Source organism: Aquimarina atlantica (genome assembly GCF_000626715.1).
GTDB classification, from domain to species: domain Bacteria; phylum Bacteroidota; class Bacteroidia; order Flavobacteriales; family Flavobacteriaceae; genus Aquimarina; species Aquimarina atlantica.
On the sequence record NZ_AQRA01000005.1, the window covers coordinates 196,874 to 223,591 of the forward strand.

Below are 26,718 nucleotides of genomic sequence, written 5' to 3' on the forward strand. Positions count from 1 at the left end.
TAATGATTAAATAACGTTTCTATTTTACTAATATTAAAATTTATATACAATTTTGGCTGGTAAATTTAGTATTAGTAAAATTTAAACTTAACAAATGAAAAGTTCATTAACACTTTTTTCAGTATTATTTTACTTTTTTTCTACGGTAGTCAGCGGTCAGGAATCTAGTATTAAGGGAATAATTACAGATGGTCAAACCCCGCTTCCCGGAGCAAATGTTATGCTTCAGGAAATTCAAAAAGGGGTAGTAACAGATTTCGATGGTAATTTTGAAATCGTTGGAATTCAGGAAGGACAATACAGTATTGCTATTTCTTATCTTGGTTTTGAAGATAAGGTGATTTCAATTACGATACATCCAGGTGAAATTAAAAATTTAGGAAGTATTGAACTCGTTGCTTCTGCAGAAGCTCTGGATGAAGTTGTAGTTACAGCTTTGGGTATAGAAAAAGAAAAAAAACGGTTAGGATACTCGGTGCAAGAAGTGCAGGGAGATCAACTTACAACGGCAAGAGAAACGAATGTTACAAACTCATTAGCTGGTCGTGCAGCAGGAGTGCAGATAACAGGAGGAGGATCGGGTGTAGGATCCACCTCATTAATTACAATACGTGGAGAAGGCTCTCTTATCCCAGGAAATAATTCTCCTTTGTTTGTGGTAGATGGTATCCCAATAAGTAATCGTACGATTAGTAACCGGGCCGAAGGAAATCTTGAAACAGATTATGGTAATGGAGCACAGGATATTAATCCCGATGACATTAAATCTGTTTCAATTCTTAAAGGACCTAATGCAACAGCTCTTTATGGATCTCGTGGATTAAACGGAGTCGTTTTGATTACCACGAAATCTGCCGAAAGAACAAAAGGATTAGGAATTAGTTTTACTCAAAACGTAACTTTTGAAAATGCATTACGAATACCAAAATATCAAAATCAATACGGTCAGGGTGCAGGAGGAGAATTTGCATTTCTTGATGGATTTGGAGGAGGTGTCAATGATAATATCGATGAGAGCTGGGGACCGCGTTTAAATGGTCAATTAATTCCTCAACATGATAGTCCAACAACTAGTGGGTTTAGAGCAGGAGATTTTGCAGTAAGGCCAAGGAATCCCGATGGTACTTTTGCAGATGAAATTATTCCTACACCATGGAAATCTAATCCCGATAATATCGAAGATTTTTTCAGAACAGGATCAACAATAACAACAAACCTGGCTTTAACAGGAGGTAATGAATTTGGGAATTTAAGACTTTCCTTAACTAATTTAGAAAGTGAAGGCATTCTTCCAAATACAGATTACGACAGAAGAACATATGCATTAAATGGCTCTTATAATTTAGCAAAATGGTTAAAGGTCTCTTCGTCGGTTAACTACGTTAATAGTAAAAGTAATAATAGACCCAATAATTCTTATGGTACAGAGAATATCATGTATTTATGGGTTTGGTTTGGGCGCCAGATAGATATGAATTCGCTTCGAAACTATTGGCAACCTGGCCTCGAAGGGAGACAACAGTTTAACTACAACTACAATTGGCATGATAATCCATTTTTTACATTACATGAAAACACTAATGGATTTGATAAAAATCGAATTTTTGGTAATGCCAGAGTAGATATAGACATTACGCCAAGCCTATCTCTGATGTTACGTACAGGTATTGATTATTTTAGTGAACTACGTGCCAGCAGACGTGCCTATAGTACGCAACGATTTGCAAAAGGACAGTATCGTGAAGATGATATTTTCTTTAAAGAGCAAAACACCGATTTTCTCCTACAGTATAATAAAGCCTTAAGTGAAGATTTTACAATGGGATTATCATTGGGAGGTAATACCAGAGAAGAAGAAAACCGATATAAACGGATTAGCGCAAACTCGTTATCAGTTCCCGGAATTTATAATTTCGAAAATTCGGCAGAACCATTGTCAAAAACACAATTTAATGACAAGCGTAAAATCAATTCGTTATATGCGTTTGCTAACTTTTCGTATAAAAACTTTCTTTTTCTGGATATCACAGGTAGAAATGATTGGTCCAGTACATTACCAAAAGATAATAACTCTTACTTCTATCCATCTGTAGGTCTTAGTGCTATCGTGTCTGATATGGTAGAGTTGCCAGAGATGTTTTCTTTTGTAAAACTTCGTGGAGGTTGGGCTGTCGTTGGTAACGATACCGATCCTTATGCACTTAGAAATACATTCTCATTTAATGAGCCTTTTGGTAATTTTCAACGGGTGAGTGCATCAGATATATTGCGAAACGAAAATTTAAAACCAGAAGAAGCTTCATCAACCGAAGTTGGAGCAGATATTCGATTTTTTAATAATCGCCTGGGATTTGATGTAACCTATTATAAATCTACTGTAAAAAATCAAATTCTAACCTTACCGGTATCTAATACATCTGGATTTGGATCAAGGATTATTAATGCAGGTGAAATCGAAAATAAAGGATTAGAAGTTGTGCTAAATGCCAAACCTATTAAAAGTGAAGGTGGATTTACATGGGAAACCAATGTAAACTTTACCAGTGCACGTGGTGAAGTAAAATCTTTAATTGATGGTTTAGATACTTATGAGATATCCTCTAATTATGTTAATGTACTAGCACAGGTCGGAGGTAGAATGGGTGACATTTATGGTACAGGCCTGGTAACAGTAGACGACCCTAACAGTCCGTTTTTTGGCCAGGTAGTGCATAATGAAGATGGCTTTTCTGTACGGGATCCAAACTTAAAGAAATTAGGAAATTATAATCCCGATTTTACCGTAGGTTGGCAGAATACTTTTACCTACAAAGGATTTAATTTCGGGTTCTTGTTTGATTGGAGACAGGGAGGAGAAATTATGTCTAGAACAACTCTTATTGGAGGTACTTCGGGAATGATGGATTTTACAGCGGTAGGGAGAGAATCAGGTATCATCTCAGAAGGGGTTATCCAAAACGCAGATGGAAGCTATAGACCAAATGACGTAGTGCTTTCTGGACGAGATTATTATTGGTGGCGCTATAATCGTGGTAACGAAGAAATAGGGATATTTGATGCCTCTTTCTTAAAACTACGAGAAGTGCGATTGGGATATAATTTTCCTCAAAAAATCCTTAAGAAAACGATTATTAAGAGCCTCTCGTTGTCATTGGTAGGTAGAAATTTAGCATTGTGGACAGAAAACCCTCATTTTGACCCAGAGACGATCTCTTTTAATGGAGGAACAATCGTGCCAGGAGTCGAAGATATGGCATTACCAAGCTCTAGAAGCTATGGGATTAATCTAAATGTAACTTTCTAAAGCAATAAAGATGAAAAAGTATATAATAGTAATAATAACAATAGTAGTATCAGTACTATCCTGTACTAACGATTTTGAAGAAACGAATGCTAACCCCAACCAACCCGAAGAAGTAAGTTCAGATTTATTATTATCTACAGTGATCTCTACTGTGGCGAATAGAGCAGCACAATCTGGATGGGATAGGGGTAATATTGTAGGACAGTTAACAGCAAAAATCAATTTTACAGGTTTTGACCGTTATGAGTGGGGATCAGAATCTGGATTATGGAATGAATACTACGGGATTCTCCCAGAAATTGACCTTATTTTAAAAGCTTCACTACAAAAAGAAACCAGAAATACAAGTTATGAAGGGATGGCATTAATTCTTAGATCTTATGTCTTTTCTATTCTAACAGATAATTGGGGAAATATTCCTTTTTCAGAAGCGATAGATGGTCAAAATAACAACTTCACTCCTAAATACGATAATCAACAGGAGATTTATACAGCAATCCTCCTGGATTTAAAAAAAGCAGAAGAACAACTGGCAATAGGACAGCCTATTCTTGGTGGTGATGTTTTGTATGGAGGCGACCTCGAAAAATGGAGAAAGCTGGCAAACTCGTTACGACTACGTTATCTACTAAGAATTTCGAACAAAGTAGATGTTTCTTCAGAAATGAAAGAGATAGTAGATAGTGGTGTTTTTATAACTACCAATGCAGATAATGCAGCAGTATCGTATCCGGCAACAACACAAATAGATTCTTGGCCCATAAGTACAGGTAGAATCGGGGGATTTGATGAACACCGACTTAGTGAAACCAGCGAGACCATTTTAAAACAATTTAATGACCAGCGTCTGTCAAAGTGGTTTCAGCCAACAGATAACCCAGATGATGATCCTAATCTTTTTGTAGGGTTAACTAATGGATTGAGTGAGGACAATGCATCAACATTTAATGGGGGAGCCAGTAATGTATCCAGAATAAATCAATCTTTTTTTTATGATTCTCCAAATAGCGTAAAAGCAGCGATCATACAAGCAGCCGAAGTTCATTTCATCATTGCAGAAGCTGCACAACGTGGTTGGATCACTGCAGATGCTAAAACATCATACGAAAATGGAGTGAGATTATCTTTTGAATATTGGGAGGTTAATCAAGATATCAATACTTATCTTGCACAAGCAGGTGTGGCATATGATGATAAGTTAGAAACCATAATTACTCAAAAATGGTTAGCATCATTTTTGGTTGGTTTTGAAGCCTGGTATGATTTCAGAAGAACGGGATTACCTTCAGCAATTGTTCCGGGACCAGACAATGTAAATGGTGATCGTGTACCTGTACGTTTTTTATATCCTGATAGCGAACAAACACTTAATAATGAGAGTTATGAGCAGGCAGTTTCTCAAATGGGAGGTAATGATATTAATATAAAAGGCTGGTGGGAAAACTAATGACTACCAGGTTTTGGGTAATGAAATTATGTTTAGAGCATAATAAATAAGAAAATAACAGATGAAAAAAAATATAATTTTTGTAATCACGCTTGCTTTGCATTTGTTTGCAGTTAAAGGTAATGCGCAAAAAGAAAATTCGCCAAAAGTAATCCTGATCACTTTAGATGGATTACGTTGGCAGGAACTATACACAGGTGCCGATTCATTATTGGTAGCAAATAAGACGTATGTACATGATACTACAAAGTTAAAAACAGATTTTTGGAGGCCAAAAGCAAAAGATCGAAGAGAAGTTCTGATGCCATTTTTTTGGAAAAAAATCACTGCAATGGGGCAACTACACGGAAATAGAAACGCAGGAAGTAAAGTTGATTTAACAAACAATATGTGGTTTTCATATCCGGGATACAATGAGATCTTAACCGGAGTTGCAGATGATAAGAATATCAATAGTAATAAAAAGATAAATAACCCAAATAAAACGGTATTGGAAATCACTAATAATCTACCAGGCTATAAAGGAAAAGTAGCTGCCTTTGGAAGCTGGGATGTGTTTCCGTATATCATAAATGAAGATCGTTCTGGGGTTCCTGTTAATGCAGGTTTTGAAGCTGTAACGGGAAATGATCTTAGTCAAAGAGAAATGTTTTTAAACCAGTTGCAGGATCAGGTTCCTAGTCCGTGGAGTTCAGTTCGTTTAGATGCTTTTACACATCACTATGCGGTAGAGCACATGAAGAAAAACCATCCTGACTTAGTGTATATTGCATATGGTGAAACAGATGATTTTGCTCATGATGGAGACTATGAAGCTTATTTAAGAGCTGCTCATAACACAGATAATATGATTAAAGAATTATGGGAGTTTACACAGCAGGATACATATTATAAAGATAATACCGTCTTTATTATCTCTACAGATCATGGTAGAGGAACAGATCCTCTAGATACCTGGAAGAGCCATGGAACAAAGATAAAAAACGCAGGACAGGTATGGATTGTTGCTTTCGGAAAAGGAATAACAGCTTTGGGAGAGGTAAAAAATACCGAACAACTATACAGTAACCAAATAGCGGCTACTGTTGCTGCAGTTATGGGAAATGAATACTCTGTTGAAAATGCTGGTAAACCAATTAAGACGATCATAAAATCAAAAAAATAACTATTTCTTAGTCAAAAAAGATAGTAGATAAACTCTCACAAAATGTTCATCACTTATTTTTATATAAGCGAATGAATAATTATCAATGCATTTTGTGAGAGTTTTTTTGGTTTTAAGGAGTATTCAGAATTTTTATTTCAAAAAGCAGTCATTACTTATCATTCTTTGATTGCTATTTATCATTCTTCTCTTTTTTTGTAACAACTCGAGTAAATTAACATCTTTACTATAAATGTGTTACCAATGAATCCTAAAAATCTGTTTCCGGTATTAATATTCTCTGCTATTTTGTTATTTCTGTCATGTGAGCAAACCAAACCTTTAGAATCATCTAAAGAAAAAATACAATCACCTGGTATTGCTTTATTTGGTACATTCCATTTTGCCACTACTTCAGATTATTCGTCGATGGATCTTGATGATTTTAGATCTGCTAAAAGGCAAAAGGAAATTCGTTTGTTAATAGAAGCACTTAAAACATACAGGCCAACAAAAATTATGGTCGAATACCCTTACAGAAAAGAGGATAAACTTAATGATGATTATAAAGAATATCTTAATGGTACATACGCTCTAAGTATTAATGAAATTGATCAATTAGGTTTTCGTCTTGCCAAAGAGTTAGGGCACCAAAAACTGTATTGTATTGATCAAAAAATGTCACTTCCTTTTGGGCCATTGTCTAAGTATGCAGAACAATATGAAAAGCAAAAGTTTGAAACTTTTCTATCAAGTATCAAAGAAAATGATCGAGAAGATTCTAAGCGTTTAAAAAAGTCAACATTATTAGAGTATTTTGCGTATAAAAATTCAAATGAAGAAGATTTAAAAAATAAAAATCAATATTTAAAAGGAACTGCCCAGTTTGTTTCTGATTCAACCTATATTGGAGTGCAGTTTGTTTCAAAATGGTGGGAACGCAATTTTCATATTATGGCTAATATTGATATGCAAACTCAAAAAGAAGATAGACTTTTAGTTATTATAGGAGGAGCCCATAGAGCAGTTTTGAAAGATTTTTATGAAGATAGAGAAGATGTTAGATATGTTGAAATTTCAGACTATTTACATTAGAGTCACTTAGATACTTTGACTCTGGATTATTATTACATATTGAATACCAAAATACAGTTTTTAGAATACTTCGAGCTAAGCAGTGGTATAGAAAGGTAGGTAAATGTAGATAATTTTGAAGATTGTTTAAATGCTTTAATAGTAAGAATATAAACTATAAAAATTTCAACTTTTTAGCATTTAAACCATGAGCATTTAGGAGTTGCAGATGTTTAAACCACCTTGGTATTTATTTAAATTTTTTTAAAATAGTATAAGATATGTGTTAAGTAACACCTAGTTAAATATTCACGTCATTTTTTATCCAATTCCCGTCATTTAGTTATTTCGATTGATACTTAATTTTGTATTAAAATTTATTTAGATTAAATAAAAATAACAATGTTGGATACCCAAATTACCCTTAAACCTGACCTCGCGGTTGACTATCTTTTTGATGCTCATTCTAAACATGAATACGAAGAATATATACAAAAAGCTGTTCAGTATATTAAAACTTTTTTAGATAATGACTGTTTTTATAGTGGGGAATCTGCAGAAATGCTTAAGTCTCGTAAAGAAGGAATTTCAGTAAATTCACAAACCAATTTATCTTTGGATCAGGCATTACGTGAGATTAAAGATGTATTTCTTGACCATGCGATTTCTTTTCACCATCCTCATTATGTAGCGCATCTTAATTGCCCTGTTTTATTGCCGGCATTGGTAGGGGATTTAATAGCTTCTTCTGTTAACACAGCCATCGAAACCTGGGATCAAAGTACGTCTGCTACCTTAATAGAAAAAGAGATGATTCGTTGGATTTGTAATGAAATGAATTTTCCGGCAGAATCAGATGGTGTTTTTACCAGTGGAGGAACACAATCTAATTTTAAGGCACTTTTGATGGCACGGGATCATTATGCATTTACCCATTACGGGATCAACCTAAAAGAGAATGGGTGGTCTGATGAGGTTAGCAAGTTTCGTGTTTTTTGTTCAAATAAAGCACATTTCAGTATCAAAAAAAATGCAGCTTTATTGGGTATGGGATATGATGCTGTGATACCAGTAGAAACAGATGATAAGATGAAAATGAAAGTGGATGCTCTGGTACAGGCTATAGAAAAAGAAAAACAACAAGGCAATATACCAATTGCTATAGTTGCTACAGCCGGGACAACAGATTTTGGAAGTTTTGATCCTTTGCAAACGATCTCTAAAATTGCAAATGAGTATAATATCTGGTTTCATGTAGATGGAGCATACGGAGGATGTTACGTGTTAACCGATACCCATAAACATATGTTTAATGGCGTAGAATATGCCGATTCGATGACTGTTGATTTTCATAAAACTTTGTTTCAACCAGTATGCTCTAGTGCTTTCCTGGTTAGAGACACAAAGTATTTTAAATATATTTCTTACTACGCAGATTATCTTAATCCTATAGAAAACAGGGATGAAGAACATCCGGATTTGATCGAAAAATCCATTCAAACTACTCGACGATTTGATGCTTTAAAACTATGGTTTACCTTAAAAGTAACCGGTGCTAAAAATTTGGGAGGGTTTCTGGAGAGAGTACATCATCTAGCCCGCGAAGTGTATTACATCATTAAGGATGATATCTATTTTGAAGTAGCACACAAACCAGAATTAAGCACTCTTGTATTTCGATTTAAGATTCCTGGTGTATCTGATGAAAAGATCTTGGATACTGTGAATCTATATATTAAAAACACCCTTTTTAATGCAGGTAAAGCTTCTGTAGCCAGTACCAAGCTAAATGGTAAAACCTACCTAAAATTTACCTTATTAAATCCAAGAACGACAAAAGAAGATCTGATAGAGGTTGTTAAAATGATCAAAGAACAAGGGCTAATCTATGCCACAAATAATTAAAATAATACGATGATGAGTGATACTAAAATAATAGATTTTGTAGCGGTAGGTATTGGTCCTTTTAATCTGGGGCTAGCTTGTTTAACCGAACCTATTGATGGGCTAGAAGGAGTTTTTTTAGATAAAAGCCCCAAGTTTGACTGGCATCCCGGGATGTTACTTCAGGATACAACATTACAGATTCCGTTTATGGCAGACTTGGTAACTCTGGCAGATCCTACCAGTCCATTTAGTTTTTTGAATTACATCAAAAAACAAGGGCGCATGTATTCTTTCTATATAAAAGAAAATTTCTTACTACTTCGTAATGAATATAATCAATATTGCCAATGGGTAATAGAAAAACTACCTAACTTGTTTTTTAATACCGAAGTAACTCATATACAATATAATGAAAAAGAAGAGTACTATGTCGTTACCTCAAAATGTACACAGACCGATGATTTAAAAATATACAAAGCAAGAAAGCTGGTTTTAGGTACAGGAACCCAACCTTATGTTCCGGGATGTTGCAGACAATTAGAAGGAAAAGCATTTCACTCTTCATCATATCTAAAGAGTAAAGCAGTAGTACAATCCAAAAAATCTATTACCATATTAGGTAGCGGGCAAAGTGCAGCAGAGATTTTTTATGACCTATTGCAAGAAATTGAAACAAAAGAATATCAATTAAACTGGATTACCAGGTCGCCAAGGTTCTTTCCGTTAGAGTATTCTAAATTAACTCTAGAGATGACTTCTCCGGAGTATGTAGATTATTTCTATAACCTACCACAGCGTAAAAAGGATCATTTAATTCAAAATCAAAAACATCTCTATAAAGGAATTAATCAAGATCTAATTGCAGATATCTATGATCTAATCTATACCAAGCAGTTGACTAATGATGTTAAGATATCATTGCGTACCAATTCTGAACTGACTACTGCAACGTATGATGAAAATCACGATACTTTTGATCTTGAACTACATCAAATAGAACAAGATAAACGATACCGACACCAAACAGAGGCATTAATATTAGCAACAGGTTATACCTATCAAAAACCAGAATTTATAGAAGGGATAGCAGATCGAATTAAGTGGGATGATAAAAACAGATATGATGTACATCGCAATTATAGTATCGATAAGCTAGGTAAGGATATCTACGTACAAAATGTAGAATTACATACTCATGGGTTCGTAACTCCAGATTTAGGAATGGCATGTTATCGCAATTCTTTCATCATTAAAGAACTAATTGGGAAAGAGTATTACCCGATAGAAAAACGTATTGCTTTTCAGCAATTTGAAGTGACTCAGGAAGAAGAAATTAGTATGGAGGAACCTGTTTTAAGGTAAGCCATAATCAGACCTCACAAGTCTTTAAGACCTGTGAGGTCTATAAATTGTAATCTTACAATGACTCTAAAAAAGATCCTTATTCTTATGACCCTGGTAGCGGTGGTAAGCGATTATTTGCTACATCCTTTTTACCCACAGTTTTTTGAAGCTCGCTTTGGGGTTACAGATCCCAAATATGTAGGGTATTATTTTGCTGCTATTTGCTTTATGGTGATGATTGCATTTCCTTTTTGGGCATATATATCCAAAAAAGTAGCTGAGTTAAATATTTTGGTATATACGCAATGTATAGCAGGAATATTAGCACTATACTGTTATTGGACAACCTCATATATTGATTTTTGGATCATATCCTTGATTATGGTATTATTTAAAGGAAGTTATCTTTTGGTATACCCCTATATCTTAAAAATCATTAGCAAAAAAGAACACACAAGCACGATAGGTGTACTCTCTGTTGTTGTACATCTAGGAGGAATTTTAGGAGCAGTGATTGGTGGGTTAACGGTAGATCTTGTTGATGCCAGTTATATTTTTCTGGCGATGGCCGCTGGAGATTTTATACAAATGGGAATAAGCATGTATGTACTGCGTAGCAAAAAATATGATACAAATAAAATTATTGAAACTCAATCGACTCTTGATGCTAAGGATAAAATTATTCCCCAAGGTTTTATCCTTAAGATTGGGTTAGTAACAATGATCTTATATTTTAGTGATTTTCTAATCCGCCCTTTTTTCTCGTTATACTGGGAAAGCCTTTCTGACTATGATGGTAAATTAATTTCTGGAAGCATATATGCGATACCTGGTTTTGTGGCATTAATTGCGCTGTGGATCAATACAAAGTATAGTCCGAAAAATAAAAATAAAGGTATCATATCGGCATTATTTCTGGGAATGATTGGACTCATACTTCAAGGACTTCCTGTTGAGACCATTGTGATCGTGGGAAGGATCATTTATGGTTGGGCGATTTTTCAGGGAGTGGTACGTTTTGATGTATTACTGTTTGAGTTTAGTTCACCAAACTCTTATGCTATCGATTACAGTAAGGTCCATTTTTTTCAAAATCTGGGAGTATTACTAGCTTCTTTTTCGATAGGGATTGTGGTAGATCAACACGGGTTACAAATTCCATTTACAGTAGCATTAGCAGGTTTTTCTGTTGCACTGGTAATGTACTATTTCATGTTTATCAGAACAACATTTAGAGCACGAACAAAGAATCTAGCAAAAACATAAAGATTTTATATGTCAATACAAGAACATACAGGATTAGTAACATCTGCAAAAGAAGGATATGAGTTCTCGTCATCATATAAGAACTTTGGTGATATTCATATACGGCATTTTGATGTTGAAACAGACAGTATTGTATTACACGATTGGGTAAATCGGGATTATGCGTTATTCTGGGGGATGCAACAAAGTTCGGTTGAGAAGGTAAAAGCAGAATATGCCAAATTAATACGACCAGATCATTACGATATTTTTGTTGGTGTATATAGAGATCAACCTGTTTTTGTACTAGAACGGTACCATCCACAACAAGATCTTATCGGGAAGCATTACCCAGCCCAGAGCAATGACTGTGGGATTCATATTATAGTAGCACCACCATCCGAGGGTAAAATTGAAAACTTTACATGGTATATGTTTGATACAATCATGAATTTTGTTTTTCAGAATAAAAAAGTAGATCGAATTATAGTAGAACCCGATATACGAAATAAAAAGATGTTTTCGATTTGCCAACGTGTAGGATTTCAACTAGATACTATTGTTGAGCTTCCGCATAAAACCGCACAACTCGCTTTCTTAACAAGACAAAAACATAACCAACTTAAATTATTTCCACAAATTCATAAAAGAAGTGCAATGAATACGTTAGACAACGCCGTTTCGCCCCAACAATCTATATCCCATATACAACCAGAATTATGGGTTAAAGTAAATACTTTACTAATCAAAAAAGCAATATGCGAATTTAGCCATGAGTTACTTATTCAACCCAAAGTAGTAGAGAAATTGGGAGATGGTTGGAGTATGTATACTTTGGAAGCCGATAACCCCGAGATTCGATATGAATTTAGAGGAAAACAGTTGGCTTTACATCATTTATGGATTAGCGAAGTTTCTATTCAGAAATATGAATCCGAAAAATCGGTAAGGTTAGATGCTATTTTATTTATCAAAGAATTTAGAGAAAAATTAGGAATTGATACTACTGCAATGCCTGTATATCTCGAAGAAATTACCAGCACTCTGTACGGAAGCGCTTTTAAACATGTGAAAAAAAATCCTTTGGCTATAGATTTGGTCTCTGCAGATTTTCAAACTATTGAACAGTCAATGATGGAGGGACATCCTGGTTTTGTAGCTAATAATGGCCGAATAGGGTTTGATAGTAGCGACTATAGATCATATGCTCCCGAAGCAGGAAATTCTTTTTGTCTCATATGGTTAGCAGGTCATAAGAGTAGTGCCGTATATGCTGCAATAGAGGATTTACCATACGAAACCTTAATTCAACAAGAATTAGATACAGATACTATTTTATCATTTAATACCATAATAAAGAATAAAGGTTTTGATCCGGATGAGTATTACTTTATTCCTATGCATCCCTGGCAATGGTTTAATAAATTGGCCAATATATTCTCTCCAGAGATTGCCAAAGGAAACCTAATATGTTTGGGTTATGGCCCAGATCAATACCTGGCACAACAATCGATACGTACATTATTTAATGTTTCGAATCCCCATAAAATGTATACCAAAACGGCCCTGTCTATCTTAAATATGGGATTTATGAGAGGATTACCTTTATATTATTTGGGGACAGCTCCAAAAATGGCAGTTTGGTTAGAAGAATTACTATATAATGATGCTTACATTAAAGAAACGGGGTTTAAAATGCTGGGAGAGATAGGTTCTGTTAGTTATGTAAATCCATATTTCAAGGAGTTTGGACCACATAATGACTATAATAAAATGTTGGCCTCATTATGGCGAGAAAGCCCTATGGGTATGATCGATGATGGGCAAAAACCAATGACCATGGCTGCTTTTCTACATATTGATCAAACCGGAGAAGCATTACTACCCAAAATTATTGCTGCTTCAGAATTATCTATATCAGAATGGTTACAAAATTATTTTAAGGCATATCTAAGTCCGCTAATACACTGTTTTTATCATTTTGATTTGGTGTTTATGCCTCACGGCGAAAATATCATCATGGTATTAGAAAATAATATACCGGTAAAAATATTAATGAAAGATATTACCGAAGAAGCCTGTATTCTTAGTCCAGAGGTTAAATTGCCCGAGCACTTGAAACGTATGTATGCTCCTGTTCCCGAGGATGTGAAATTACTATCAATCTTTACAGATATTTTTGATGGTTTTTTTAGATTTATGTCTCATATTCTGGTTGAACATGCTGGGTATTCTGAAGAGAGTTTCTGGGAATTAGTTGCAGAAAATATACAGCAATATCAAGAACGTTACCCAGAAAAAGCAGCCAAATTTAAACAATACGATCTTTTTGCACCAGAATTTCATTTGTCGTGTCTTAACAGACTACAATTAAACAATAATAAACAGATGATTGACCTGGATGATCCTGTTGCATTACTTCAGTTTGCAGGGCGATTACAAAACCCTATTACCGCTTTTAAGAAAGAAAAACCCAGCTCTTTAGTATAAGATCCCTTTTTTATGAATAACGCAGCAACCATAACAACCACAGTTTTTTCTAGAACTATTACAGGGCTCGGAGATATACATCTACGTCTTTTGGATATAGAAAAAGATATTGAAATTATTCACGATTGGGTTACCAGGCCTTATGCTACTTACTGGGGTATGCAAGAGTATACTTTAGAAGAAGTACGACTTGCGTATCAGGAAATAGTCGAATCAGGTCATCATAATGCTTTCATAGGTATACTAAATAATCGACCTATCTTTTTAATGGAACGTTACCTTGCTGTAAAAGATCCTATTTCGGCATATTATGAAGTACAGGAAGGAGATTGCGGGATGCATATTTTGGTTAGCCCCATCAAAAAAAAGATTCCAAATTTTACCTGGCATATATTTTCTACAATTCTCGAATATCTGTTTAGTGATCCTCAAACCCATCGCATTGTTGTAGAACCAGATGTGAGAAATGAAAAAATTCATGTACTCAATAAACGAGCAGGATTTCAATATCATAAAGAAATTGAATTACCTCATAAAACAGCAGCATTGGCTTTTTGTGATAAAAAAGATTACGAGAAAGCGCTCATGCGAGAAGACAATAAAAATATAGTACATAAAAATAAAATCAATGACTAAGTTAGATATGGTAACCCAACCAGAAGTTAATCTTGATCATCTAAGACTCGATATTTGGAAAAAAGTAAATCGAGCCCTTATTAAAAAAGCAATTAGTGAATTTACACACGAATTACTTTTACAACCAAAACCACAGTATCAGGAAAAATATTGGGGGCATTTTGTTTTGGTTTCAGATATACCGGGAATTACCTATGAGTTTAAAGCCAAAAAGCGAAGTCTTGACCATTGGCATATTGATGAGAACAGCCTTATAAAAAGACGAAATGGAAACCCGGTTACTGTAGATGCCATACATTTCATTTTAGAATTTAGATATACTTTAGGAATTTCTGATGATATGTTACCTACCTATCTCGAAGAAATTACCAGTACTTTGTCTGGAGCAGCATATAAATATTATAATAAAAAATGCTCCTCGAAAGAATTGGCACAATGTAGTTTTCAGGTAATAGAACACGCAATGACCGAAGGGCACCCTTGTTTTGTAGCTAATAATGGGCGAATAGGTTTTGACGCCGAAGATTATATTAAATATGCTCCCGAAACCGATAATTCGTTTCAAATTATATGGTTGGCAGGCCATCGGGATAAAGCTACATTTACTGCGGTAAAAGGTTTTGAATATAAATCACTAATGAGGCGAGAAATAGGAGTTTCTACTATCGCCAAATTTAATAATGTATTAGAAGATTTAGGGTTGGATATGGAATCTTATGTTTTTATACCTGTTCACCCCTGGCAATGGCATAATAAGATCATTCACATTTTTGCTGCTGATATCGCAAATATGGATCTCGTGTTTCTGGGGAAAGGAGAAGATCAGTATTCTGCGCAACAATCCATAAGAACGTTATATAATAAAACTAATCCCGATAAATTATATACCAAAACAGCATTATCTATTCTAAATATGGGATTTATGCGTGGTCTTTCTCCATATTATATGCAAAGCACACCTCATATTACTACCTGGATAACCGAGCTGCTTAAAGATGACAAATACCTTAAAAAAACTGGGTTTACTATGTTGGGTGAAGTTGCTACCGTTGGATTTAAAAACCTTAATTATGAAGCTTTAGGTAAAACAAATGCTCATAATAAGATGCTTTCTGCTTTATGGAGAGAAGCTCCCGGGTCTAAGGTTAAAGAAGGTCAGCAGGTAATGACCATGGCTGCTTTTTTGCATGTAGATAATGATAATACTTCGTTATTGGCAGAATTGATACAAGCTTCTCCATTTGATACTGCAACCTGGTTAAAGAAATATCTACAAAGTTATTTAAGCCCCTTATTGCACTGTTTCTTTGCGTATGAGTTGGTTTTTATGCCGCACGGCGAAAACCTGATTATGGTAATGGAAAATCATACTCCTGTAAAAGTATTGATGAAAGATATTACTGAAGAAGTAATCGTTTTTAATGCTGAATTAAACCTACCAAAAGAAGTAAAACGCCTGTATACCGAGACTTCTGATAAAATGAAAATACTTTCAATTTTTACAGATGTGTTTGATTGCTTTTTTAGGTTTATGGGAGATATCATTGAAGAATATTGTGAGTATCCTGAAGAACTATTCTGGGAGTTGGTTGCCGATTGTATAAACACATATCAACGAAAACACCCTGAATTAGAAGGACAATTCAAGAAATATGACCTTTTCACACCAGAATTTGATAGATGTTGCCTCAATAGATTACAATTGAACAACACAAAACAAATGCTGAATCTGGCAGATCCTATAGAGAGTTTACAATTAGTAGGAACCCTTAAAAACCCTATTGCAGAGTATCGTAATAATAGAGTAAGGATTCTGGCTATGAGTAATTCATAAAAGAAAATCAGTTTAACCTGTTTATTCTAACAAATCATGAACGAAACAATTCAAATATGGTTAGATAAATTTCAGAGTATTTCTGGAATTGTTATTATAACTCTTGTTGTTATAGAATGGGTTATTTTATTTATAACCAGAAAAATAGAAAGCCATAAAGAAGGTGTAGTTAATATAGTGTCTTATATATTAGAATCGATTCCATACATTTTTTTGGGTAAGATTGTGATTTTAGGAATAATGATGTGGGGGTATGAATATCGTTTATTTACCTTAGGATATGAATGGTATATATGGGTGTTGGCTTATCTTGTATATGATTTTATGTTTTATGTATTACATTTTATAGGACATAAAGTTAGATTCTTTTGGTGTATCCATGGGGTACATCATACTGCAGAAGAAATGAAGCTAACCGTAGCAGTACGAGGATCATTTCTTATTTTCCTGCACATGCCGCATACCATATTATGGCTTCCTCTATTAGGATTTGACCCGTTTATGATTTTTATCATTGAGTTAATAGCTAATTTGTATGGACTTTATGAACATGTAAGCGAGAAATTAATCGGTAGACAGCCTTGGTTAGAGTGGATTCTTATAACCCCTTCTTTGCATAGAGTACATCATGCCAAAAATCATAAATACTTAGATACAAACTACGGAGAGACTTTTTCTATTTGGGATAAAATTTTTGGAACCCTACAAGTAGAACTAGAGGATGAAAAACCTGTTTATGGATTAATGGGAGACAGTATAAATAGTGAGAGTTTATGGCAAATTCAAATACTATTATGGAAAGAGCTTTGGGCTGATATGAAGACTGCAAAAAAATTATCAGACAAATTAAAATACTTGATTATGTATCCCGGTTGGAATCATATTGATGGAGGTAAAAAAGCGAGTGATTATAGATCTGAAGCCTGGATTCGAGACGAATTAATAAAACGAACACAAAAAGAAGCACAAACGTAAACACAAATGAGAAATAATAATAGGATTTTAGCAATTGATTTGGCAAGAGGGGTAAGTGTATTAATGGTAATTATAGTACATACCTTATGGATATATGGCGATATACCTACTCAATCAAATACATGGCTAGGAGAAGTAGTTCATTTTATAGGAAAAGGAACTCCGATGTTTTTAATTGCAATGGGAGTATCATTTACTTTATCCAGAAATCAAAGTATAGTATTATCTATAAAACGGGCACTATATATTCTCGCTGCAGGGTATATTATGAATTTTCTAAAATTTGTTTTACCAGTTCTAATTGGGATAATGCCAGATGCTTTTATAGAAGCCTATGGCTGGACAGTTCCTGTTACTGTAGATAACATGATCTATATGTTGCTTACTGGTGATATACTACAACTTGCCGGAGTTTCTCTATTATTTATGGGAATTATAAACAAATTTTCAAAAAACAAATATGTACCATTAATTATTGCATTTATAATAGCTGTAGTAACCAAGGAGGTACACGGTTTCCAATTAGGAATAGGAAGTGTGGATTATATCCTGGACCTAATGTGGGGAGCAAAGTGGAATGTATATTTTGCTGTATTTCCTTGGTTTTCTTTTATACTTATCGGGATGTTCTTCGGAATGTGGTATAAAGAAAAAAATAAAAGTAATGCTCATATATTTAAAAGAATGTTTATAGCAGGTGTTCTTTTGATGTTAATTGGTGGCGGATTGTGTTTTTATAATTTTAAGTATCACTTCGGAGATTATTTTCATTTAGGGCCTGGAGGAACTATTTATCTGGCAGGATTTAATTTAGTTCTAATGTGGTTCGCGCATATATTAGTTACCTATATAAAAACAAATAGAGTTTTTGAGTTTCTATATTACTGTAGTAAACGAGTAACTACGATATACATCATTCAATGGGTAATTATTTGTTGGGGAATGGGAGCTCTAGGATACCAGCAATTTGAAATTACAGGAGTTCTGATTTTGATCCCTTTTTATATAATGCTAACCCTAGGAATCCAAAAATTACTGTTTGATGAACCGTTTTGGTCGAAGAACACAAAAAAGCAAAGTAATATCACAAAAAAATCAATATCTCTACAAAAGCCTTAATATCATGCGACAATTTAATTGTATTACTATAGAATATTTCAAAAAACAAGAGCTTTTATTTTGGAAAATCAAAGATAAGGGAATGCCAAATTTTTGTCTGGATGGTCTTAGGGAATTTCAGGAGTTCGCAATTTGGGTAAAAGAATACTTTTCGCACCCAGACCGTCCTCTTAAATTTATTGTTTCGGCTTCAGAACATGACGGAATCTATAATATGGGAGGAGATCTTTCTTTTTTCTTAAAGAACATTAAAACAAAAAATGTAGAGAATCTAACGACTTATGCGCATTTATGTATAGATGCGATTTATAATATTTACACTTCTTTTGGCCTACCTGTAATAAGTGTGGCTTTGGTAGAAGGAAATGCGTATGGAGGCGGGTTTGAATGTGCATTAGCACATGATTTTATAATTGCAGAAGAAAAAGTACAGTTTTGCTTACCCGAAAATAAATTTAACTTATTTCCGGGAATGGGAGCTTATAGTTTACTGTATAGGAAATTAAACGCAATAGATGTCAATGCCATAATAAAAAGCGGAAGAATCTATAAAGCAAGATATTTACAGTCTTTAGGGTTAATTGAAGAGCTAGCCGAAAAAGGAGCAGCACCAGTATCTTTAAACCTCTTTATTAAAAGAATAACCGAGAACTTCAATTTTGAATACCATCACATACAATGTAAGAAAAGTGTTTTTCCATTAGAAAAAGAAGAACTTTTAAAAGTTACAGATTTATGGGTAGAGGCATGTATGAAGATCAACACATTTGACCTTCGTAGAATGGAAATCCTCATAAATGCACAATCTAGAAAAGCTAAAGTAGAAGTCTAAAATAGATCAACTTAAAACAACTTCTTCTACCACCAAATAAGGCTTTAATTCTAATTTTAACTGATGAATCCATTTTTCTAAGCGTTCATCACTTAATTGAGATTCGTTATCATGATCTAATGCAAGACCGTAAAAATAATCTTCTTTTCCTTCTATGACTGCAACAGAATCTGTAAATCGGTATCCTTCTATAGGCCAATGCCCGATGATTTCTCCTCCATTTTCTAAAATGACTTTGGCAAGTATCCCAATACCGTCTACAAAGTATTCTCCATATCCAATTTGATCTCCCAAACCATAAATAGCGACTACTTTATCTGTAAAATCAATTTCCTTAAAATCATCAAAAAAAGCTTCCCAATCACTTTGCAGATCACCGTCATACCATGTTGATAATCCTAGAATTAGGATTTCAAATTGATCAAAATCTTCTTTAGAAACGTCATCAATTTCTCGCACATCTAACGCTTCACTATCCCAAAGAGAAACAAAATCTTTGGTAATATCATCAGTACATCCGGTGTCTGATCCATAGAACAAGCCTATTTTTTTCATAATGGTTTATCATTAAATATTTCTACAAAAATATATTATTTTTAATTATTCTAAATAAAAATAATACAATAAATTTGAATATCGAAATTTAATAGATATGTATATTTTAGATCCGCTATATTGTAATAGTACTGGTACCGCTTATACGGTAAAAAATAATAATGATGAAGACGAGGCACAACAAAAAATACAATTACAAATAGGTGATATTGCTGTTTTGATGAATAATAAAGAAATAAAAACTTTTCTTACCGTTATTCGCTCTGCTCGAAAAGGATGTCAGTGCAAAAAATGCGATAATAAAAACTTTTATAAAACGATTAAATGTAATACGCCTAAAGTAGAAATTAATTTTAAGTTAACTCCAGAAATTTTGGATGGATTAGAAGAATTGGTCTTGGGGGTTTTGTTTCATAAAGAATATAAAGATATCCTAGAAAATAATGAGATAAGTTAATCGATCAAATTTGTTACGAAGCATCAATCATAAATAACCAGGTTGTATTACCGTATGGTCTCTAATCCTTTTTGTCTATATTTTTTAGGAGTAATGCCTTCGAGTTTTTTAAAAGCTGCAGTAAAATGAGTAGAATTTTTATACCCTACTAATTCCGAAATCTCATATATTGGTTTTTTTCCATGTTGTAATAGTTTTTTTGCTTTACTCATTCTCAAATTCAAAGCATACTCAAAGATTGTTGTACCAAAAACACGTTTAAATTCTTTTTTAAGTATAAAGTCGTTGAGTCCGACCATACGAGTTAATTCATGAACAGAGTATTGATTGGTTAAATCAGAACTTATAATAAACTGAACTTCATATAGCTTTTTAATTAGGTTATCAGTGTTTGAGATTTCGGTTTTAGAATTCTTTTGTATGTCTAATTGTATAGAAAGTAACTCTAGTACTTTTGATTCTAGAAATAAACGTTTTAAAAGACCTTGTCGAGTATCGGTTAATAGTTCTGCAAGTATTTCCTGAGTTTTGGTACCTAGAGGTTTTGTAAACTCTTTGTCTTGTTTTTCTAATTCATATTTTTCACGGATTCCATATTCTGAGTCGAGTTTATGCTTTTTGATAAAATCCAGGCTCATTCTGATCTTAATCTCTTTAAAATATTTGTTTTTATGATATTTGATGGATCCAGAAGTTTGAGATACATACACAAGATAACTTTCCTGGCTTTCATAAATCAGGTCGTAATCTTTTCCATTAATTTTAATGATTTGCTCACCATCAATTAGGTAAGAAAGCTCTAGGGCATTTATCGCATATGTCCCATGAATATCGAAATCCTTGTTTAAGGATACATCAAAAATTGCTATATGTAAACCATCAAAATGATTGTACTCGATATAACCATCTCCATATTCGGGTAGGAATTGAAATTTTTTTGTAAGTATGCCGCAATGTTCCTGGGTGTTAATTAGCTCTGTAACAGTATGTAATGTGCATTTGTTTTGATTGTTTGAGTTTGCTGTTTTTGACGACTCTGTATTGCGTCTTTTTTTATCCATAATGCGTCATTTTTCTCTTTCCCTAGATACTAATTTTGCAATTAAATTTATTTAGACCAAATATAAATAATAATATAAAGTCTAAACTAAATTGTTTAAAAAAAATTGTAATGTCAGTGGTAATTTTAAGAAAAAGCAGTTCTCTTTTTTTTCTGCTTTTATACGTAATGGTCTGTAATGCTCAGAGTAGGGTGACAGGCGTGATTTTGGATCAGGATTCTAATCCGATTCCCGAAGCATCTATACAGATTCTAGAACTTCAAAATAAAGGAACAGTAAGTGATTTTGACGGTAAATTCAATTTAGAAATACCTTCGGGATCGTATACTTTACAAGCCAGTTTTGTAGGTTTTAAGAAATACATCAAGAAAATAGTAGTAAACAATTCAAAAACTACATCCTTAACGATTGTTTTACAAGAAGATATTAAGGAATTGAGTGATGTAATAGTAAAAGCAAAATCTAATGCTCAAAATACAAGAGAAAAAGCATTCGAAGTTGAAGTTGTACAAACCAAAGGGCTTAAAAATGTAAGTGTAGATGTCAACTCGATTTTAATGACTATTCCGGGTGTAAATGTCCGACAAAGGGGAGGTTTAGGTGCTGGTTTTGACTTTTCATTAAATGGTTTATCGGGTAAACAAGTTAAATTTTTTATCGATGGTGTTCCTTTAGAAAATTTCGGAAGCTCGTTGTCGCTAAATAATTTTCCGGCCACTTTAGTAGAGAGAGCCGAAGTTTATAAAGGTGTTGTTCCTATATATTTAGGAGCAGATGCCTTGGGAGGCGCAGTAAATATTATTACAAACCAACGCAAAAATGATTTCCTCGATGTATCTTATGATATAGGTTCTTTTAATACACATCGTGCTACGATAAATGGGCAATATTATAGTAAAAAAGGCTTTGCGGTAAAAGTTTCTTCTTTTTATAATTATTCTGATAATGACTATAAGATAGATGGTATTGAAATAAGAGATGAGCTAGGTAACGATACAGGGATCAGGCGTGATAATGTAAGACGGTTTCATGATGCATATAATTCTCAAATGATCAGAGTTGAAACTGGTTTTGTAGACAAAAAATTTGCAGATAAATTACTGATCGGTATTACTGCATCGGCTAATAAAAATGAAATTCAACATCCTATTGATCCTCAGAATCCATTTGGTGAAGTTTTTACAGAGAACGATGTAATTAAAGCTTCTGTCACTTTTGAAAAAGCAAATCTACTCAAGGAAAAATTTAAAGTAAAACTATATGCTTCTATTGGTCAAAATAATGACAAAGTAGTAGATACTTCTGCACGAAAATATGATTGGTTTGGTAATTTTATAGAAAGAGGAGACCAAAATTTAGGAGAACTTGAATTTAGTAAAACCTTATTTGAGTTTAAGGACAATACACATCTGATTAATGCTTATGGGAGTTATAAGATCAATGACTGGAGTAAGTTTAATATTAATTATACCAAGAATTACATTAAAAGAAAAGGTGAAGATCCTGCCAGGATAGGAAGAATACCTTTTAATGACCCTCATATTATAAACAAAAATATATTTGGTGTGTCTTATGATTTGAGGCTGTTTGATGCCACCTGGAATACCACCTTATTCGCTAAAGGCTATTTGCTAAACTCAGAAGGTATTATCGAAGATTCATTTACAACAGTAGAAGCTGATCGTTTTACAAAGATTGAGAATACATTTGAAGAATTAGGATATGGATTTGCATCGACCTATAAATTTTCAGATCACGTTCAGATAAAAGGCTCGTTTGAGAAAACATTCAGGATTCCTGATGGCTATGAGGTATTTGGAGACGGTTTTTTATTGAAATCAAACCCCGAGTTATTACCAGAAGAAAGCTATAATGCAAACCTGGGAGTTCTCCTAAATACCGATATTAATAAGCTCAAATTACGTTTTGATACTAACGTTTTCCTTAGAGAATCAGAGAATTTTGTAGCAATTCGATCCGAAGGGATTTTTTCCAGATTTTATAATACCGCAGCAGCGAGAAGTACAGGAGTAGAAGGCGAAATTAGAACATTATATAATGATATTCTATTTCTGGATCTTAATGCAACCTATCAAAATATTATTGATCGTAATGTAGGAGAGAATTCTGGGGTTGATTTTCTAAAAAATCAACGAATAGCTAATATTCCTTACCTATTCGGTAATGCCAGAATAGGATGTAATTTAAAAGATATTTTTTCTACCAACGATCAGATAACATTCTCTTGGGGTTCATACTACGTACATGATTATCCACTTACCTCTTTTGTAGAAGGAGACCCAAACGAGAGAGATATTATACCAGAACAATTGTCGCATAATGTACAGCTAGGATATTCTTTTAAAAAAGGGACTTATAATATCTCTGTACAGGCAAGAAATGTAACAGATGAGAGAGTATACGATAATTTTGAAATACAACAACCAGGGCGTGCTTTCTATGTAAAACTAAGATACTATTTAACAAACAAAAACTAATAATAACTATAAAATCATATCATAATGAAAATAATAAATTGTATTAAATATTTGATGCTACTGGCAGTAGTATCAATACTAGCTACTTCTTGTAGTAGCGATGATGATGGAGGACCTATTGTAGATCCACCCCCAGCTTCTGTCTCTAAATATGTAGTTGGTTTTCAGGCGTTTCCTGTAGGAGATGCATCTCCGGTAGACTATATCTTAGAATTACCGTCATTAGAATCACTTACTACTGGTGAAATTTCTGTAGAAGGGCAAGGAACACCATTAAAAGGTTGGAGGTTTTTTCATAACGTAAAGAATACAGTTTTTACTGCAGGATATTCTGATGATGACAAATGTATTGCCTATGGATTAGATAAAGACGGTAAATTGATAGAAAAAGGAAATTTCGCATTTCAATCTACTTTAGATAATTATTCTGCGATAGATGATAAAACACTATTAGCTGTAGAGCTTACTTATAGTGGGTTATCTGATAAGAGATTTCATATTATAAATGCAGAAACAGGTAAATTAGAAAAAATTGTTGAGCATCCTATTGATATTGATAAAGGAGATGGTTCTGCAAAAAATCCAGGAACGATTCCTTGGGTAACAGGTATGGTTTTAAGAGACGGAAAACTATTTGTTTCGTATCATAAATGGATGGCCGATGGTTCTTATGTAACACCAGATGTGGGTAGAGCCTATGTTGCAGTTTTTAAATATCCCGAATTCGAATTAGAAAAGATAATTTACGATGATAGAACCAGTCCGATAGGAGTTAACGGGCACAGTACAGGGATCGAAAAAACAGAAAATGGAGATATTTATTCGTTTTCTACTTCGGCATTAAGTGCTGGTTTTACTTCTGCTACAAAACCTTCAGGTATTTTAAGAATTAAAAATGGAGCTACAGAATTTGATAAAGATTATTTTTTTGATGTAGAATCTGCTCCTAATGGAGGAAAATTATTCTGGATGGATTATGTGGGAGATGGTAAAGCAATTGCTAGAATAATTATAGACGACACAATTGGGTCTTGGGGTGTATTTAAAGAAACAGGAAATTTTTTCAAACTGGTTGTTATTGATTTAGAAAATAAAACCGTTACCGATGTACAAGGAATACCAACCCATGCCAACCGATATACATCTCCGATGTATGTAGAAGATGGTAAAGCCTACCTTAGTAGTTATGCAGGAACAGAAACACATGTATATATTGTAGATCCTAAAACAGCTACTGCCACCAAAGGTGCTAAAGTACAAGGGTTAGCACTTAAAGGAATTTTTAAAGTAACTAACTAATCTAATCTTTGTGAAAAGAAACACTCCTGGACAATTTCGTTTAGGAGTGTTTTATATTTTTAATCAAAGTATAAAGCAAATAAGGAATGAAAAAAATAACAGGATTAGTACTTCTATTACTATTATGTACTACAAAAACTTTTGCACACTTCTTTTGGATAGAAACCAATCCTAATGGAACGCTAAACCAAGAACACGAAATACGTATATATTTTGGGGAGTTTGCTAGTGGAGTCGCAGAAAAAACAGATGGCGAAGTATTTCAAAATGCACAACATTTTACACTTTGGGTTGTAGATCAACAAGGAAATAAAACAAAACTAGAGACCAAAGCAAAATCAGCTTATCATGTAGCTAACTTTACTCCAAAATCAGAAGGTACCTATTCTATCGTTTTAGATAATAAGAAATATAAAGTTTTAGATTATACTCAATATGATTATGGTATTTTTAGACCACAATACCATTCGGTTGCTAAGGTAGAAGTAGGAAAAAATACGACACATAAAACGGTTGCCATAAATCCCGAAAGTATAGCGATAGTTGATCTTTCTACAACATCAGAGCAGGCTAAACTTCAAATACTTTTTAAAGACAAACCTCTAGCAGAAGCAGAAGTTACAGTATTTATAAAAGAAGACTGGTCAAAAAAAGTAAAGACCGATAAGAACGGAATGATAACCTTTAGTTTGCCTTTTAAAACCCGATATGTGATTGAAGCTACACACGAGGATAAAAAGCCAGGAACATATGATAATGTAGCATATCAATTTACCTGGCATTGTGCAGTATACACTATCAATTAATTTATATTAGAAAATGCTATGACCGAAAAAGAGTTGAAAGCAATAGCATCCCAGTTAAGTTGCCCCAGAGGAGATTCTGGTCTGGAAATAGCAAAAAAAATGAATCAAACCAATTTAGGGATGATTCTTAATACGATTGAGAGTTTACAACTTGAAAAAGAGAATCGTGTTTTAGAATTAGGACATGGTAATGCTATTCATCTTAATGAAATTCTAAAGCAAGCCAACGATATATCGTATGTTGGTTTAGAAATATCAGAATCTATGAAAATTGAATCTGAGAAGCTCAATAAAAACGTTGTGAAAAATAACCAATCTAAATTTTTACTTTACGATGGGAATACGATTCCTTTTTCAGATCATTATTTTGATAAAATATTGTCGGTAAACACAATTTATTTTTGGGAAAAACCACTCTTTTTGTTAACAGAAATCTATAGAGTTTTAAAAAAAGATGGGGTGTGTTCTATAGCATTTGCCAATATGAATTTTATGAAAACGCTACCTTTTGTAGATTCAAGGTTCGAATTATATGATGCCAATAAAATCAAAACTTTGGCAAATAAAATACCGTTCAAGTCAATCGAAGCTATTGATAGAATAGAAACTGTCGAAAGCAAATCGGGAGATATGGTGAATAGAGAGTATACAATCGTAAAATTTACGAAGTAACCTTATTAGTTGATATATAATAAGAAAGAGAGCACATAC

Annotated in this window: 20 protein-coding genes; 18 read left to right on the top strand and 2 right to left on the bottom strand. The window is 33.7% G+C overall.

Annotated elements, in window-relative coordinates:
* Positions 1-94: 94 nt before the first annotated feature.
* The 13 genes from ATO12_RS12145 to ATO12_RS12205 all read left to right on the top strand — a co-directional run bounded on the left by ATO12_RS12145 (position 95) and on the right by ATO12_RS12205 (position 19,331).
* The gene (locus tag ATO12_RS12145) at positions 95-3,304 is read left to right on the top strand and encodes a SusC/RagA family TonB-linked outer membrane protein (RefSeq protein ID WP_034242282.1); all 3,210 of its coding nucleotides are present in this window, start codon (positions 95-97) and stop codon (positions 3,302-3,304) included.
* A gap of 10 nt (positions 3,305-3,314) precedes the next feature.
* Entirely contained in the window at positions 3,315-4,751 is a 1,437-nt protein-coding gene (locus ATO12_RS12150) for a SusD/RagB family nutrient-binding outer membrane lipoprotein (RefSeq protein WP_034242283.1), read from the top strand.
* 61 nt (positions 4,752-4,812) lie between these two features.
* On the top strand, positions 4,813-5,916 hold the full coding sequence (locus ATO12_RS12155; protein ID WP_034242285.1) for an alkaline phosphatase family protein: 1,104 nt from the start codon (positions 4,813-4,815) through the stop codon (positions 5,914-5,916).
* A gap of 243 nt (positions 5,917-6,159) precedes the next feature.
* Positions 6,160-6,990 carry a DUF5694 domain-containing protein gene (locus ATO12_RS12160; RefSeq protein ID WP_034242287.1) on the top strand — a complete coding sequence of 277 codons (831 nt, stop codon included), beginning with the start codon at positions 6,160-6,162 and terminating at the stop codon, positions 6,988-6,990.
* 381 nt (positions 6,991-7,371) lie between these two features.
* A complete protein-coding gene (locus ATO12_RS12165) occupies positions 7,372-8,874 on the top strand; it encodes a pyridoxal phosphate-dependent decarboxylase family protein (protein ID WP_034242288.1) in 1,503 nt (500 codons plus the stop codon).
* A gap of 12 nt (positions 8,875-8,886) precedes the next feature.
* A complete protein-coding gene (locus tag ATO12_RS12170) occupies positions 8,887-10,218 on the top strand; it encodes a lysine N(6)-hydroxylase/L-ornithine N(5)-oxygenase family protein (protein WP_081802052.1) in 1,332 nt (443 codons plus the stop codon).
* 60 nt (positions 10,219-10,278) lie between these two features.
* Entirely contained in the window at positions 10,279-11,466 is a 1,188-nt protein-coding gene (locus ATO12_RS12175) for an MFS transporter (protein WP_240486128.1), read from the top strand.
* 9 nt (positions 11,467-11,475) lie between these two features.
* The gene (locus ATO12_RS12180; RefSeq protein ID WP_051575796.1) at positions 11,476-13,935 is read left to right on the top strand and encodes a GNAT family N-acetyltransferase; all 2,460 of its coding nucleotides are present in this window, start codon (positions 11,476-11,478) and stop codon (positions 13,933-13,935) included.
* Positions 13,936-13,947: 12 nt separating this feature from the next.
* A complete protein-coding gene (locus ATO12_RS12185) occupies positions 13,948-14,571 on the top strand; it encodes a GNAT family N-acetyltransferase (RefSeq protein ID WP_034242292.1) in 624 nt (207 codons plus the stop codon).
* Complete coding sequence (locus ATO12_RS12190; protein WP_051575797.1) at positions 14,564-16,405, top strand: IucA/IucC family protein; 1,842 nt, start codon at positions 14,564-14,566, stop codon at positions 16,403-16,405. The genes ATO12_RS12185 and ATO12_RS12190 overlap by 8 nt, the downstream gene beginning before the upstream one ends.
* Positions 16,406-16,441: 36 nt before the next feature.
* A complete protein-coding gene (locus ATO12_RS12195) occupies positions 16,442-17,380 on the top strand; it encodes a sterol desaturase family protein (protein ID WP_051575798.1) in 939 nt (312 codons plus the stop codon).
* A gap of 6 nt (positions 17,381-17,386) precedes the next feature.
* Positions 17,387-18,499, top strand: coding sequence for a heparan-alpha-glucosaminide N-acetyltransferase domain-containing protein (locus ATO12_RS12200; RefSeq protein ID WP_034242294.1), 1,113 nt, complete (start codon positions 17,387-17,389; stop codon positions 18,497-18,499).
* Positions 18,500-18,503: 4 nt separating this feature from the next.
* Complete coding sequence (locus ATO12_RS12205) at positions 18,504-19,331, top strand: crotonase/enoyl-CoA hydratase family protein (protein ID WP_034242296.1); 828 nt, start codon at positions 18,504-18,506, stop codon at positions 19,329-19,331.
* 6 nt (positions 19,332-19,337) lie between these two features.
* On the opposite strand, the gene ATO12_RS12210 is transcribed toward ATO12_RS12205, so the two are convergent.
* Positions 19,338-19,886, bottom strand: a complete 549-nt coding sequence (locus ATO12_RS12210; protein WP_051575799.1) for a flavodoxin — start codon at positions 19,884-19,886, stop codon at positions 19,338-19,340.
* A gap of 97 nt (positions 19,887-19,983) precedes the next feature.
* Here ATO12_RS12210 and ATO12_RS12215 point away from each other — a divergent pair, with 97 nt between their 5' ends.
* Positions 19,984-20,343: a hypothetical protein gene (locus tag ATO12_RS12215; RefSeq protein ID WP_034242298.1), complete on the top strand. Its 360-nt coding sequence runs from the start codon at positions 19,984-19,986 to the stop codon at positions 20,341-20,343.
* A gap of 47 nt (positions 20,344-20,390) precedes the next feature.
* Here the strand turns inward: ATO12_RS12215 and ATO12_RS12220 are convergent, their stop codons facing one another.
* The gene (locus tag ATO12_RS12220) at positions 20,391-21,404 is read right to left on the bottom strand and encodes an AraC family transcriptional regulator (RefSeq protein ID WP_117590039.1); all 1,014 of its coding nucleotides are present in this window, start codon (positions 21,402-21,404) and stop codon (positions 20,391-20,393) included.
* A gap of 110 nt (positions 21,405-21,514) precedes the next feature.
* On the opposite strand from ATO12_RS12220, the gene ATO12_RS12225 reads away from it, so the two are divergent.
* The 4 genes from ATO12_RS12225 to ATO12_RS12240 all read left to right on the top strand — a co-directional run bounded on the left by ATO12_RS12225 (position 21,515) and on the right by ATO12_RS12240 (position 26,679).
* Positions 21,515-23,902 (top strand): TonB-dependent receptor, encoded by a 2,388-nt coding sequence (locus tag ATO12_RS12225; RefSeq protein WP_081802053.1) that lies wholly within the window; start codon positions 21,515-21,517, stop codon positions 23,900-23,902.
* Positions 23,903-23,926: 24 nt separating this feature from the next.
* A complete protein-coding gene (locus ATO12_RS12230) occupies positions 23,927-25,201 on the top strand; it encodes a DUF4374 domain-containing protein (protein ID WP_034242301.1) in 1,275 nt (424 codons plus the stop codon).
* 86 nt (positions 25,202-25,287) lie between these two features.
* Positions 25,288-26,007 carry a DUF4198 domain-containing protein gene (locus ATO12_RS12235; RefSeq protein ID WP_034242303.1) on the top strand — a complete coding sequence of 240 codons (720 nt, stop codon included), beginning with the start codon at positions 25,288-25,290 and terminating at the stop codon, positions 26,005-26,007.
* 18 nt (positions 26,008-26,025) lie between these two features.
* Positions 26,026-26,679 (top strand): class I SAM-dependent methyltransferase, encoded by a 654-nt coding sequence (locus ATO12_RS12240; protein WP_034242306.1) that lies wholly within the window; start codon positions 26,026-26,028, stop codon positions 26,677-26,679.
* The last annotated feature ends 39 nt before the right edge of the window (positions 26,680-26,718 follow it).